The organism is Thermodesulfobacterium sp. (assembly GCF_030445475.1).
Lineage (GTDB): Bacteria > Desulfobacterota > Thermodesulfobacteria > Thermodesulfobacteriales > Thermodesulfobacteriaceae > Thermodesulfobacterium > Thermodesulfobacterium commune.
The window spans coordinates 250,762-264,935 of sequence record NZ_JASUTP010000001.1 but is presented as its reverse complement, the minus strand read 5'-3'; the positions used below and the strand labels follow the sequence as shown (position 1 = coordinate 264,935).

Genomic DNA, 14,174 nt, shown 5'->3' with positions numbered 1-14,174 from the left:
CATTTTATGGCCTCGTTGAAGGCCGCAGATGAGGTATATGGGGTAAAGCCTACGGAGACGGCGAGGAAGTTGAGGGAGTTGTTTTATTATGCGCATTATGTAGAGGACCACATGGAGATCATATATGCGTTGGGGTTGCCTGATTTTGTTTGTGGGCCTACGGCATCTCCAGCAGAGAGGAACTTGGTTGGGTTGATTATGAAGGTGGGAGTTGATGTAGGAAGAGATGTTTTGAAGAAGAGATTTGCTGCTGTTAGGATCTTTGAGATCCTTGGAGGAAGGCCAAGCCATCCAGTGGCAGCGATACCCGGGGGATGGAGCAAGAGGCTGAAGGAGGAGGAAAGGCAGGAGATACTGAGGTATGCGGATGAGTGTGTGGAGTTAGGGAAGTTTACGCTTAAGGCGTTTAAGGATTTGGTGTTAAGTAATCCTCAGTATGTGGAGTTGATAAAGGGGGACATTTACAAGGTGGTAACGAATTATTTGGGAACGGTGGATGAGGCTGGGAAGGTAACCTATTATGATGGTACACAGGTGTTTGTGGACACGAAGGGTAATGAGATAGGTAGGTTTAGTGGTAAGGAGTATTTGGAGTGGATAGCAGAGAGGACGTTGCCGTGGAGTTATCAGAAGGCACCGTACATTAAGAAGTTAGGTTGGAAGGGGATAGTGGATGGAGAGGGAACGAGTTTATACAGTGTGGGGCCGCTAGCGAGGTTTAACGTGGGGAATGGATTTGACACACCTGGTGCGCAGGAGGCGTATGAGGAGATGGTAGAGTTTTTTGGAGGGAAGCCTGTGCATAACATACTGGGTTATCACTGGGCGAGGGCGATAGAGTTGTTGCATTGTGCGGAGAAGGTGAAGGAGCTTGCGTCAGACGAGAGTATCACAGCTCCTGACGTGAGGCAGGAGTTAGGTGAGGCATTAGGAGAGGGAGTAGGGATTGTTGAGGCAGCGAGGGGAACGCTTATTCATCATTACAAGACAGACAGTAAGGGTATAGTAACTGACGCAAACATCATAGTTGCAACCACCCACAACAAAGGGTCTATAAACATAGCGATCAAGAGGGCGGCAGAGAATTTTATCAAGGAAGGAAAGGTAGATGAGGGAATTTTGAACCTGGTAGAGATAGCTTACAGGCCCTATGACCTTTGTTTTGCCTGTTCTACTCACACCTTACCTGGGAAGTTGCCTGTGCAGATAGACATCTACACCAAGGACGGAGAGCTGGTAAAAAGTTTGAGAAACTTTAAATAAGTTGTGTTTCCGTAGGAAGAATTTTTAAAAGGGGGCTTTATAGCCCCCTTTTTTATTTTGATAAGTAGTTTATAATTAAGTTATGCAGAAAAAGGCCATAGTTATAGGAATAGGCAACCCTAACTTTAAAGACGATGGGGTTGGGTATAAGATAGTAGAACAGCTGGAAGGTTTGGTAGATACTGTTTGTTTGCTTAACACTGACTTAAAGGTAATAGATGTGATGTTGGGGTATGACGTTGCTGTCATAGTTGATGGGGTAAAGGTAGGGGTTGAACCTGGGACGATAGTCGAGATTGACCCGTTTAAAACCTTTGATAAGGTTTATGCCAGCGGTACTCATAGTCTTACGGTTTTTGAGGTAATAAGGATTGGTTATCAAGTTTTTCAAGAGGAAATGCCTAAGGAGATAAAGATCATCGGGGTAGAGGTAGAAGATATAGATACTTTGGATAGAGATTGTAGCCCTAAGGTTAAGGCAGCCATTCCTAAGGTAGTAGAGATTATCAAAGAATATTTAGGACTAATTTAGTCAACAGAAACGCAAGGGTTACTGAAGTCGTAAGTGTAAACACCCAGTTGATACCTATTTTTTTGATCAGGTCTAATTTGATGGTTTTAAATCCTTTGGTGAGGCCAACACCAGTTATCCCACCTATGATGCAATAGGTGGTTGAGATAGGCATCCCTAATAAAGTAAAAGAAAAAATACATAATCCTGCCCCAAACTGAGCTACAAAACCTGAAAGTGGATCCAAAGAGGTAATGCCTTTTCCTACGGTTTCTATCACCCTGTGGCTAAGTAAAACAGCTCCCAGAAAGATAAGGGTTGAGGCGATAAAATAGAGGAATATTTTATTTAAGCTTAATCCTGTATACATCACCGGTCCAAGGACTGTTGCCAATTCATTAGCTCCGGTATTATAAGAGATGAGGGAAGAACTTATTAATAAGAACATCTTTAAAAGGTTTTCTATCCTAAAAAAAGGCAACCTGGAAGTAACCCTGATCACCAGTTTGTATAGAAAAAAGCTTACTAAACAGGCTATTATAGGTGAGACCAGCCAGGAAACCACTATCTTTATTAAAGAAAAAACATTAACACTGAGTTTTAGAGCCAAACCACTACCGATAAGGCTTCCTATGATAACCTGATGGGTAGATAGAGGAAGTTTTCTCCAGTTGGAAAAAAGTATCAACAATGCCGATAACAGCAGCGAGAGGCTTAAACTAAGGGGGGTGGTTTCTACAAGGGATTTACCTACGGTTTTCATCACCTTATCTCCGTTAAGTAAGACTCCAAGAAAAACCAGCACTCCAAAAAGAAGCACAGCCCGTTTAAACCGGATTATTCCTGCTCCGATCGAGATACCAAGAGCGTTTGAAGCGTCGTTTGAACCTATACCAAAGGCAATCAAAAGGCTGGCTATGATGGCAATCTCTATCATAGATAAGGGAGGGCTACCTTAAACTAAGGTCTAACAAATAAAGGTAATCGCTTGCATCCTCTATGACGTCGCTAACAGACACAAGAGCATCAACAAAGTCAGACATAATCTTTCCTTCCCAGTAGTTAGTAATCTTACAGAGTTTGCAATTTCTTATCTTTTCTGTAAGTTCCAACTTGATTTCATCTACCTTTTTTTCTAAAATTCTTATGGCAAGATTTTTTTCTCTGATGTTATCTTTAGTCCAGAGTGCCTCAAAGGATTTTATCAGGATCTGACACATCTCCACGTTGATGTGGGCTATCCTTAAACATTCTTCTTCTATGTTTTTATAGGTTAGTCCATAAAGGTCAGAATTTAAGATGTAGCGATACTCAAAGGCACAAACTTTCATATGGTCAAAAGCTTTTTCGACGATCTCGATAAAGTTACAAAGATTAGGTCTTATGTAAGGTAAAAAAGCCCCCTCATAGATGATACCTATGATCTCTCTTTTAAGAGAGTCTGCCTCTCGTTCAAGGTTTTCTATACAATAGGTTTGTTCAAAACTCTCTTGAAGTAAGGTCTCTTTTAGACACTCTGTAGCAGCACAAAGGGTTTTAAGGTATTCTTGAATTTTGGTTATGGCTTTTTTTTCTAACTTTCCTCCACCTAAAAGTTTTTCAAGCATATCTTTAACCCTCTCTTATTTTTTAGCCTGTTCTATTAAAACATTGTACAAAACATCAAAAAAAGACACTACCCCTATGATTTTTTTGTTTTCATCAGTGATAAAAACACGCGCTATGTTATGTGAGTTCATGATCTCTAAGATTTTTTCTAAGGGGGTGTCTTGAGGAACACAGAGAACAGGCTTCGAGGCTATGTCACCTATTTTTATCTTATGAGGGTCCAGATTCTTAGCTAATACCTTAAAAATGATATTTCTTACCGTAACTACCCCATAGGAATCATCATGATTTTTAGGTAAGACTAACAACGACCTTATACGTTTGTCAATCAACCTTTCTATAGCATCATAAACTGTAGCGTCTGCAGATATGGTTTCAAGTTTTTTATTCATGATGTCTTTGGCTACTTTTCCCATCTTTCCCCCCATAGTTTTTAATTATTTATAAAATATATTATAAATTGGACAAATAAAAAAATCAATAAAATACTAAGAAAAATTTGGTTTAATAGATAGGACCTTAAGAGGAAATTAAACAGGAAGTTCTAAAGAATGGGCGGAAGAGGATTTGAACCTCTGACCCCCGGCTTGTAAGGCCGATGCTCTCCCCCTGAGCTATCCGCCCGTAAAAAGAATATAGTCTAAAAATAATATAAAATAGGTTTTTGTCAATAGTTTTTTGGTTAAACTATGTATAAGAAACTATTTTTTGCTTTTGAATAGACCTATAAATGAGAGGATAAAAACTAAAAGAGGTTAGGTTATATGTTTAGAGAAGAGGTTTTTCATCTATTTTTGGTTGAGGCAAGCACCCCTGAGTTAGCCTTCTCTCAGGTGGTAAAGTTTCTTTCAACCTATCAATTAGTAAGATATGATGAATTTAAGGTTCTTGAAAAAGAAACCTTAGGTTTAAGAGACCCTGATTTTTGGCAAGCCTTAGAAAAAGGAATCACAAAAAATTTGGAAGTCTTAAAAGGGTTTATACAAGATTTAAATCAGGAAGGCTATGTTAGTATAAGAGATCTTTTGTTTCTTCCTCAAGGTTATCTTAGTAAGATATTTCATCTGATAGCTCATCTTCTGGACGGGTTTTTTGGGATAGATTCTTATTTTTATAACCTGGTTGAAGACTCTCATTTTATAAGTCCTCAACTAAGGCAAAAGCTCAAAAAAGAGGAAACAGGCTATTTTCTGGTCCCAGTTAAAGCTTATTTTGACGAAAAAATCTATTCTTTTGAAACTATATCACCTAAGAAATTTTTTAAAATTTAGAGATATGAAAGGTAGCTTTTTTATCAGATCTTTTTCCAGGAGAGGTATTTCTAAGAACCTCTCCTGGAAGTTTAGTTTTTTAGTCCTTAGGTTCTATTTTGTATTTTCCCTTTTCAAAACTCACGTTAGCGTTGAGATAATAGGCCTTAAACCCTGCTCTTTTTAATATGTTATAAGCCATTTCAGCCCTAATACCTGTTGCACAATGAATAATGATGGTTTTGTCCTTAGGAATTTCGTTTAATCTTTTTTCAAGTTCTCCCAAGGGGATGTTTACCGCATGGGGGAAGCTACCTTCTTGAGTTTCGTTTACTTCTCTTACGTCAAGGATGAAGTAGTTAGCAGGTAGGGTAGGAGATTTAAGTAGTTTTTTAAACTCTTCCACAGAGAAGGTGCCAGGCCTGGGTTTATGAACATAAACTATCTTAGAGGAGGGTTTCCCTACTTCAACCTTACCTCCTGCTTTTTTCCAGGACTCTAATCCACCAGGAATGTAGGCTATGTTGGTGTATCCCCAGTTTTTAATGATATCGATAGCTGATAAAGCTCTTTCGTCTTTTTCATCATAAACGAAGATGGGAGCGTTTTTCTGTTTAGGAAATTGCTTTTTAGCAGCTTTAAGTTTTTCAAGAGGAAGGTTTACTGCCCCAGGTATGTAGCCTTTTTCTGCCAAGGTCTTAGGCCTCAGGTCTATAAGCACAAAAGATACTCCCTGAGAAATTTCTGAAAGGATGTGTTGAGGTTCTACTGCTACAGGGAGGCCTGCTTTTTTCCAGGCAGGTATACCTTCTACAAAGCCTTTAACGTTGGTATATCCAAGAGAAGCGGCCACACTGACCGCCGCAGGGGTTAACGCTCAGCGTGGACCTTCACAATATACCACAGCTAAAGCTTGCTTATCTTTCAAGACTTCAGGTAGTTTCTTCCCAAACTGAGCCAAAGGAAGGTTGATAGCCCCAGGTATATGTCCTTCAGCATACTTGGCAGGAGGTCTAACATCTATGATTAACGCTGACTTTTGTTCTACCAGTTTTTTAACCTCTTCTAAACCTATAGTTTTTTCTGCCGGGACCTTAACCGGAGGTTTTACTGCTATGATAGAGGCATATCTTTTACCGTCTTTTTCTGTATAGACAACCTTTATAGGGGTGCCTTTGTTAAGTTTGTTTAAAGGTTGGTCCCAGTAAAGCACCTTTACCTTGTCGTCAAAAAACACGTCAAGACTTTGACCGGTATCAAGTTGAAGAAGCCCTGCTTTTTGAGAAATGGAAATAAGATTACCCCAAAGTTCATTAGGGGCTGAAACTTTGTGACACCCAGGTTGAACACATGAAGGAAGAGCCTGTTTGATCCCTGGCTCTCCTGGAGCAGAAGTCATCTCCTTTATCCCTATACTTAAACTAAAAAATAAAGAGGAGACTCCTAAGGCTACCAGATACTTTTTGTTCATAAATCCCCCTTGGTGTTTTTTATGTTTATCTATAAAAATTATAAATAAATTTGTCTAAAAAACAACCAAGAAACCTATAAATGTGGTGTCTATAGAACCAAGAGGTCCTATTCTTGCCAGAGGTTTTTTTCTAAACTGCGGTATTGGATGGCTTCTGTGATGTGATGTTTTAAGATAATCTCAGATTGTTCTAAATCAGCTATCGTTCTTGCTACCTTGAGTATTTTGTGAATGGCCCTTGCAGAGAAACTAAATTTTTCTGCAGCTTTTTCCAAAAACTCCTGAGCCTTAGGTTCTAAGATACAGTATTTTTTGATTTCTTTAGATTTAAGCTTGGCGTTGGTTTTAAGTTGGGTTCCATAGCGTCTTTCTTGGATTTTTCTTGCAGCTAATACCCTTTCTTTTATTTCTGCTGAGCTAATCTGAGGTTTGTCTGAGGTTTTTAGTAGGGCCTTGTAGTCTACGGAGGGAACTTGTAAGTGGATGTCTATTCTATCAAGGATTGGGCCTGAGATTTTGTTTCTATACTTTTTAACCTCCTGAAAGGTGCACTGACAGGGTTTGGTAGGGTGTCCGTAATAACCACATTTACAAGGATTCATCGCACAAACCAGCATAAACTTAGAAGGATAGGTTACGGTAAAGTTGGCTCTGGTTATGGTAACCTGTCCGTCTTCTAAAGGTTGTCTGAGGGCCTCTATCACATCTTTTCTAAACTCGGGAAACTCGTCAAGAAAAAGCACCCCGTTATGGGCTAAGCTTACCTCTCCTGGTTTAGGATGAGTTCCTCCTCCTATCATCCCAGCCTCAGAGATACCAAAATGGGGATTTCTAAAAGGACGATGGTTGATAAAAGGTTTTTCAGGGGTTAATAGGCCTGCTACCGAGTAGATCTTGGTGGTTTCAAGTGCCTCTTGATAGGTAAGAGGAGGGAGTATGGTAGGGAGCCTCTGGGCAAGCATGGTTTTTCCTGCACCAGGTGGCCCTATCATCAACACGTTGTGCCCACCTGCCGCGGCTACCTCAAGGGCTCTTTTAGCCATCTCCTGACCAAATATTTCTGAGAAATCCTCTTCTAACCTTAGTACCTCAAGGTCAACCTCTTTTTTCGGATGTAAAGGCACAGTTCCTTCTCTTAGGTAATCAACCACCTCTCTTAGATGGGTTACTCCTACCACCTTAAAATCACGCACCAGAGAAGCTTCTAAATAGTTATCCAGAGGCAACACAATCTCGCAAAACCCTAACTCTTTAGCCTTTAACACAGAGGGTAATATCCCTCTTGTACTCTTAACTGTTCCGTCAAGGGAAAGCTCTCCTAAAAAGGCTTTGTTAGCTAAGGCCTCCTTAGAGATTATTTCCATACCAGCCAGTATCCCCAAGGCCATCGCCAGATCAAAACCACTTCCTTCTTTTTTAAGGTCTGCAGGAGCCAGGTTTATGGTAATCTTTTTTTGGGGAAAACTAAAACCTGAGTTTTTTAAAGCAGACCTGATGCGTTCTCTACTTTCTTTGATAGAGCTGTCTGGAAGCCCTACGATGGTAATCCCTGGAAGGCCTCGCGAAAAATCTACCTCGATGTCTACAGGAAAGGCTTCGATACCTAAAACCGTAAAGCTTGAAACCTTTACAAACATGTTTATCCTAAAAAACAAAAAAGAGGACCATAAGGTTTGGCCCTATGGTCCTCTTTTTTATCCTAAACTTATATAGCTGTTAGGCACCTAAACCAAGGATCTGGATGAGTTTGGGTAAAACAGGGTTGGCATAAAGAAGGATAAGAGCGATAACAAGAGCATAAATGGTAAGAGATTCGATAAGAGCGATACCAAGAATCATGGTAACGGTAAGTCTACCGGCAAGTTCAGGGTTTCTGGCGATACCTTCACAAGCACCGCGGGTAGCATGACCCATACCGATACCGCATCCAAGAGCAGCCAAACCAACGCCCACACCAGAGGCTAAAACGATGGCTGCAAAGAAACCAAAACCAGTAACCATCTTAGCAGCGCCAACTTCTTCTGCTAAAGCAGGGTTAGCAGAAAGTAAAGCCACCAAACCTAAAAGCCCTAAAACCATCCACTTTCTCATAAAACCTACCTCCTTTTAAAAATTTTAATTTTTAAATAAAACACTTGCCAGAAGGCTCATAAACCCCCTGGCAAAGCTTCTTTTTAATGGTGTTCCTCAACAGCACCGGCAAAGTAAGCCAAACTTAAAAGAACAAAAATCAAAGTCTGAATAAGACTTACCAACACACCTAACACCATGATCGGAAGAGGAGCAAAAAACTTACCTGCAAGCATCGTAAGAATCCCAAGTAAAAGCTCTTTAGATACTAAGTTTCCAAAAAGTCGGACAGAAAGAGAGATAATCCTTCCTATATGGCTAAAAATTTCAGCAGGAAGCATAAGAGGAGCCAACCAAGGAACAGGACCTAAGAAGGTCTTAAAATAGGCAAGCCCTTTAAACCTTATTCCTAAGAAATGGTAATAAACGATGGTAATTAAGGTTAAACCAAGGGTTACGTTAAGATTAGCGGTGGGAGACATAAACCCAGGTATAAGCCCTAAAAAGTTGCAGAAGAGAATGTAAAGGGCATAAAAAACGATCAAAGGAAAAACCAAAGGCACCAGGTTAGGGCCATGCCCATCACCGTGAGGTACGTTTTCTTTGGTAAAGTTGTAGAGGGTTTCGATCACAAACTCCCAGAAATTCTGAAACCCTTTTGGTATAAACTCCATCTTTCTTGTGCCTATATAGGCTAACACGATAAGCAAAATACACACAAAAAAGCTGTGGACCATGTGAGGAGCAAGCAACTTGGCCAAAGGCCCATAATGGGCTGCCTCTTCATAGTAATGAAACCCAGAAGGAAGACCAAGCTTTTCTAAAATAAGACACAAAAACAGTATAGGATGTTCCATAACCTGACCCCCTAAGTTAATATTTCTTTTTTTTCTTTTTTCATAAACAGGAAAAACTTGATAAAACTATAAACCGTAAGGCTAAGATAAACCAAACCAAACGCAGAAATCAAAAAAACAGGGTGAGCCCCAAGATGGGCTATCAAAAAATAAACCACTATGGCAGTTGCCAAAAGTTTAAGATAAATCTTTGCTATGTAGACGTGGCGCTCTTTGTTATAGAGATTTTTCTGGTCTGAAGCAAAGATTTCCTGAATTTTTTTTACAAAGTCAATCCCTTCTTTTTTGGTGGTCCTGAAGTTTAGAAACCCTAAAATCCCACCTGCCAAGAAGGAAAAAGTTTCCACCAAACCACCCCATACTAAATGGATAAAAATCGTCGCAACAACCACCAGCCCAAGGATTAATCTCTCTGCCTCACCAAAAAACCTTTCAGGACTTACTTCCTTTATCATTTTTACCTATGTCCTTTGTCCTCTTCTTGGTATACCAGATAAGGTTCTTAATCCCCCCTATCGCCCCAAAAATGATAAAGATAGTCGTAATCCACGGGGAAGTCCTTCCATGTAAAAGCTTCTCCTCTATCAGCCAGCCTACCACCGCTCCTGCTATCACCGAAGAAACTACAGCAATCCCGATGGTAAAACTTTCGGCTAAAACCTCTAACAAAAATTTAAAAGCACTATCCTTTTTCTCTTTCAACTTACATACATTTAAAACATAATTTTTAAAAAATCAACCAGCAAAAAACTACAAAATCAGGCGTATTATCAAAAATACAATTGATTTTATGTTTTTAATTTTATTTTTTATAAAATTTTTTAAGTTTACTGGGCTGTTCTTTTACTCGCAAAAAATTCCTTTACCTGTTCGGCAAAAGCCTCTATCCTCATCCTGGTGCCAAGGGACTTCTGTCCGTCGCAAGGAACGGTAAGCACAGGTAACCTTTTCCCTTCTCCTTCTTTAATCCTTTTTAACAGGGCAGAAACTACATTCCCTGGCATACAGGCAAAAGGAATAACGTTTACTATTCCCGAAACCCCGTTATGGGTATACTCTACCGCCTTTCCTACAGAAAGCAACACCTCCCCTCCTTCATACCTTATGTCCACATACCTTTGGGTAAGTTTCATCAGCTCCTCAACCGGCAACTCTTCAGCTGTGTCAAGAACATCTTTAAAAACAGATATAAACTTTTCTTCTTCCCACCTCAGGTATCTGCTTTCAAGCACATACCTGAAGTAGGTCTTAAAAAGTCCAAGCCTTTTAGCCCAGTTTTTGGAGGTGTAGTTGATAAAATGGATCCACTCGGTGATAGGAGGAAGCCAGACCTCCAAACCTAAGTCCTCTAAAAACCTGTATAGGTCTTCGTTAGCAAACCGGTTGCTTCTAACATAGATCTCTCCTACTACCCCTACCTTGGGTTTTTTCCTGGTATCAACTTCTAAACCGGCAAACCGGTTTTTAAGGTCTAAGAGCACAGAAACCAAGTCTTCTCCTTTTTCTATGGCTTTTTCTATCTGATTAAGACCTTCCTGGTATAACTTTTCTACCTCTTGTTTGTCTGTCGCATATGGTCTTATTTCCCTAAGAAGTTTATTTAGCACGTCTACCGCTACTATCCCTTTCCAGGCAACCTTCATAAAGTTTCTGCCTAAAAGGTCTAAATCCTGGTAAAAACTCATGTCCTGTTGCAGAGAATAGACAGGAAGTTTAACGTTTAAGTCTCGTAAGATCTTCTGATGAAGTTTGTTGTACTGACCAAACCTGCAAGGCCCACCGCTGTTTGGCATAAAAAATACGCTTTTTTCAGGGTCAAACCCTGGCTGATTTATCAGCTTGATGAGGTCCCCTGTGGTAAGGATGGTAGGATAGCACTCCTTGCCTGAGGTATACCTTCTCCCAAGCTCAAGGCTTTGTTCGTCTGGTTCTGGAAGCACCTTGGCTTCAACCCCGCAGGCTCTGAAAGCTGCTGCCAGGGCTACCGCATGGTCGCACATGTAAGGAATGTAGATGGTCCTTTTTTCTTTGGGGGTTGCCTTAAGGAAAGTAAAACTTCTCTTTAGCTCGTAAGGTTTCACCTTATCCCTGATACTGTCTACAAAGGCCTCTAATCTTGTTACCACCCCAGCCTCAGCGCTGTGTTCATCTACCTCTATCTCTATGAAAGGTTTACCTCCCATCAGTTCCTCAAAAAAGTGCTGGATAAAAGAGTCTGGCCCACAAGAGAAGTTGGTAAAAAACACGGGAAAAAGGTTAGGGGTTTCCCTTATAAGATGGGCTGCCAGCAAAAACCTTTGCCCATATTCCCAGTACATCTCCGAAAGAGGTTCAAAGACCTTTGGATTGTCTAACTCTTCTAAAGGTAGCATGTCTACAGGCAGGCCGACTATACCTAATTTTTTAATTTTATAGTGTATTCCCAAGTTAGCACCTGGGTCAAAGGCATTGTAAGGCCTTCCTACGATGACAAGCACCACGTCCTCTTTAAACTGAGACAAAATCTCTTTTCCTCTCTGTTTTAGCCAGTGATGAAACTCTCTCTGGGCTTCCTCTCCTATCTTCCAGGCCCTTTTAGCCTCTTTTTCTGAGACCCCAAGCATCCTTGCCAGGTCTTTAACTTCCTGGTTTATCAAAAAAGCAGGACGCCCTAAGTGCAACACCGGATTTATTACCTTTACCCCAAGGTCTTCGAACCTGAAGGTTGCAGGACTTATCCAAGGAACGCTCTGTACATAGGGACATACCTTGCCTACCTCAAAAGCCGGATGCTCAGGAGGAAGGTCGGTTATCTGCGGAAGAAAAAGGGTTTTAACCCCTTTGTCTAAAAGCTCTTTGATATGCCCTATGGCTATCTTTATAGGAAAACAGGGCTCACCTGGGGTTATCTCACAGCCTACTTTGATGATTTTTTTAGAGGTCTGAGACGAAAGCACCACCTGATAACCTAACTCCTGAAAAAAGGTGGCAAAAAGAGGCAACCACTCATAAAACTGAAGGATAAGAGGAATACCGATGGTTTTGTCCTGGCTTTTTTCTTTTTCCACAGGTTTTACATAGGAGATAAGCTTTTCAAATCGCTCTAAGGTAAGGTTGGGGATGTTTTCCTGAGGTTTTCTCTGGTCAACCTCATACTTTTCGCACCTTCCTCCGTAGTAATAAGGGAGAGACCCATCTATCGTTACCCTGTGGATCTCACACTGGTTAGGACATTCTTTGCACTCAAAGGCCTGGATCTGATAGTTAACCTTGGTTAGGTCAAACCCTTTAAACCGGGTTTGTCCCCGGGTTTCTTCCTTAGCAAGAAGGGCTACTCCAATAGCTCCTGTGACCTCATGGTGAGGAGGCACTATCACCGGTTTGCCAAGCACTTTTTCAAAGGCAGCCACCACCCCCTGGTTAAAAGCCACCGCCCCCTGGAAAAACACCTTTTTCCCTATTCTTCTGTCCTCTACCACCTTATTCAGGTAGTTATGCACTATGGCATAACAAAGCCCTGCAATCAGGTCTTCCTTAGGGAGTCCTTGCTGCTGGTAGTGTAAAAGGTCTGACTGCATAAAAACAGTGCATCTTTCTCCCAGTTTAAGTGGGGCTGAGCTTTGTAAGGCGATTTCTCCAAACTTTTCTATCGGGACCCCAAGTTTTACCGCCTGTTCCTGTAGAAAAGACCCTGTGCCTGCTGCACAGGCTTTGTTCATCGTAAAGTCTGAGATGGTTCTGTTTTCTAAGTAGATATATTTAGAGTCTTGACCTCCTATCTCAAAGATGGTGTCAACTTCTGGGTCTATGAAAAGGGCTCCGTAAGCCTGTGCGGTGATCTCATTTCTTACGACATCAGCCCCGATAAAGTCTCCTATCAGGTATCTTCCAGAACCTGTGGTCCCGACACCTTTTACCACCACGTTTTCCGGAAGCTGTTTTTTTAACTCCAAAAGTCCCTTTTTGATGCTTTCCAGAGGTTTTCCCTGATGAAGAAGATAAACCTTGGCTATAAGTTTTCCTTCCTGGTTTATGGCAACAAGTTTGGTGCTTACCGACCCCACATCCACTCCAAGCCATACCTCCTGGGGTTTTCCCGGTGAGGCGGTAGTTTCTATCAAAAACCTCTGTTTAAGCCTTTCTGAGATCTCAAGCGACTTAAAAGGTGTTAACACCTCATACCTTGGCGGAGAATAGGTTCTTTCTTTGAGATAAGCCCTTAAGATGTCAGCCCCTTGATATTTTGAGGCAGCTTTGCCTTCAAGCCCATAGAGGGCAGCCCCTATCGCTCCCATGATCCTGAAATGTTCAGGGATGATAAGCTCATCGTCCTTTAGCTTAAAGATTTCTCTTATCGCCCTTCTTACCCCTAAGTTTGCCGCAACCCCTCCTTGAAAAACCAGAGGAGGAAGAATCTCCCTTCCCTTGGCCAAGTTGCTTCTCAGGTTTCTGATGATGGCAAAACAAAGCCCTGCGATGATTTCCTGGTCAGGCACCGCTGCCTGCTGAAGGTGTATCATGTCAGACTTGGCAAAAACGGTGCATCTTCCTGCTATTCTTGGCACGTTTTGAGCCTCTACAGCAAGCTTTGAAAACTCTTCTATCGTATACCCAAGCCTTGCAGCCTGTTGCTCTAAAAAAGACCCTGTACCTGCGGCACACAGGGTGTTTAACGCAAAGTCCTCTATCTCAGGCACACCCCTTTCATGGGTGATGAAAATAAGCTTTGAGTCCTCGCCTCCGATGTCTATGATCGTCTTTACCTCAGGATGAAAAAAGGTAGCTGCCTTGGCATGGGCCATCACCTCGTTTACAAAGGCACACCCAAGTATCTGGGAGATGGTTTTACCAGCCGTTCCGGTGCAGGTAATCCCAGAGAGACTCTCTTTCCCAAACTCCTTTTCCACCTCGGTTAAAAGCCTTTCTGCCGTTTCTATAGGCTGACCGTGGGTTTTTTCGTACCTCCAGAAAAGAAGGTTTTTATTCTCATCAAGGACTGCTACCTTGGCTGTCCCTGACCCTACATCAAGCCCTACATATCGTGTCATCAAACACCCCCTTTAAGGGTTTTAAACCTTTTGATTTAAAATTTCTCCCAGTTTAAATTTTAAGTAAAATTTTTTAAGAGTAAAGTTTTAAAAAGTTTGGTCTTTGGGTGGCAAGTT

The 14,174-nt window shown here is 41.3% G+C and carries 14 protein-coding genes and 1 tRNA gene; 3 read left to right on the top strand and 12 right to left on the bottom strand.

The features are described from left to right. Together PWP26_RS01400 and PWP26_RS01395 are read left to right on the top strand one after the other, a co-directional pair. A partial coding sequence (locus tag PWP26_RS01400) for a Ni/Fe hydrogenase subunit alpha (RefSeq protein ID WP_301398825.1) occupies positions 1-1,263 on the top strand: 1,263 nt, incomplete at its 5' end. A gap of 82 nt (positions 1,264-1,345) precedes the next feature. Next, complete coding sequence (locus PWP26_RS01395) at positions 1,346-1,795, top strand: hydrogenase maturation protease (RefSeq protein WP_038062942.1); 450 nt, start codon at positions 1,346-1,348, stop codon at positions 1,793-1,795. Here PWP26_RS01395 and PWP26_RS01390 read toward each other — a convergent pair. The 4 genes from PWP26_RS01390 to PWP26_RS01375 form a co-directional block, all read right to left on the bottom strand. Next, the gene (locus tag PWP26_RS01390; RefSeq protein ID WP_038062944.1) at positions 1,770-2,711 is read right to left on the bottom strand and encodes an inorganic phosphate transporter; all 942 of its coding nucleotides are present in this window, start codon (positions 2,709-2,711) and stop codon (positions 1,770-1,772) included. The two genes, PWP26_RS01395 and PWP26_RS01390, sit on opposite strands and share 26 nt — an antisense overlap. A gap of 13 nt (positions 2,712-2,724) precedes the next feature. After that, entirely contained in the window at positions 2,725-3,381 is a 657-nt protein-coding gene (locus tag PWP26_RS01385; RefSeq protein ID WP_301398824.1) for a DUF47 family protein, read from the bottom strand. Between the two features lie 15 nt (positions 3,382-3,396). Continuing rightward, positions 3,397-3,798 (bottom strand): cyclic nucleotide-binding/CBS domain-containing protein, encoded by a 402-nt coding sequence (locus PWP26_RS01380; protein ID WP_038062947.1) that lies wholly within the window; start codon positions 3,796-3,798, stop codon positions 3,397-3,399. A gap of 136 nt (positions 3,799-3,934) precedes the next feature. Continuing rightward, positions 3,935-4,006 (bottom strand) — tRNA-Val (locus tag PWP26_RS01375). Positions 4,007-4,146: 140 nt separating this feature from the next. On the opposite strand from PWP26_RS01375, the gene PWP26_RS01370 reads away from it, so the two are divergent. After that, positions 4,147-4,653 carry a hypothetical protein gene (locus PWP26_RS01370; RefSeq protein ID WP_051754389.1) on the top strand — a complete coding sequence of 169 codons (507 nt, stop codon included), beginning with the start codon at positions 4,147-4,149 and terminating at the stop codon, positions 4,651-4,653. A gap of 79 nt (positions 4,654-4,732) precedes the next feature. Here PWP26_RS01370 and PWP26_RS01365 read toward each other — a convergent pair whose 3' ends face one another. The 8 genes from PWP26_RS01365 to PWP26_RS01330 all read right to left on the bottom strand — a co-directional run bounded on the left by PWP26_RS01365 (position 4,733) and on the right by PWP26_RS01330 (position 14,057). Next, positions 4,733-5,485, bottom strand: coding sequence for a rhodanese-like domain-containing protein (locus tag PWP26_RS01365; RefSeq protein WP_051754390.1), 753 nt, complete (start codon positions 5,483-5,485; stop codon positions 4,733-4,735). A 24-nt stretch (positions 5,486-5,509) separates the two neighbouring features. After that, the gene (locus PWP26_RS01360; RefSeq protein WP_051754391.1) at positions 5,510-6,103 is read right to left on the bottom strand and encodes a rhodanese-like domain-containing protein; all 594 of its coding nucleotides are present in this window, start codon (positions 6,101-6,103) and stop codon (positions 5,510-5,512) included. Positions 6,104-6,210: 107 nt separating this feature from the next. Then, the gene (locus PWP26_RS01355) at positions 6,211-7,740 is read right to left on the bottom strand and encodes a YifB family Mg chelatase-like AAA ATPase (RefSeq protein ID WP_038063547.1); all 1,530 of its coding nucleotides are present in this window, start codon (positions 7,738-7,740) and stop codon (positions 6,211-6,213) included. A 79-nt stretch (positions 7,741-7,819) separates the two neighbouring features. After that, positions 7,820-8,194, bottom strand: coding sequence for an ATP synthase F0 subunit C (atpE, locus tag PWP26_RS01350; RefSeq protein ID WP_022855588.1), 375 nt, complete (start codon positions 8,192-8,194; stop codon positions 7,820-7,822). 83 nt (positions 8,195-8,277) lie between these two features. Next, complete coding sequence (gene atpB / locus PWP26_RS01345; RefSeq protein WP_301398823.1) at positions 8,278-9,030, bottom strand: F0F1 ATP synthase subunit A; 753 nt, start codon at positions 9,028-9,030, stop codon at positions 8,278-8,280. A gap of 11 nt (positions 9,031-9,041) precedes the next feature. Further along, positions 9,042-9,485 carry a hypothetical protein gene (locus tag PWP26_RS01340; protein ID WP_000589030.1) on the bottom strand — a complete coding sequence of 148 codons (444 nt, stop codon included), beginning with the start codon at positions 9,483-9,485 and terminating at the stop codon, positions 9,042-9,044. Then, entirely contained in the window at positions 9,463-9,732 is a 270-nt protein-coding gene (locus PWP26_RS01335; protein ID WP_000660063.1) for an AtpZ/AtpI family protein, read from the bottom strand. Before PWP26_RS01335 ends, PWP26_RS01340 begins: the two co-directional genes overlap by 23 nt. A gap of 125 nt (positions 9,733-9,857) precedes the next feature. After that, a complete protein-coding gene (locus tag PWP26_RS01330; protein WP_301398822.1) occupies positions 9,858-14,057 on the bottom strand; it encodes an acyl-CoA dehydratase activase in 4,200 nt (1,399 codons plus the stop codon). Positions 14,058-14,174 lie beyond the last annotated feature (117 nt).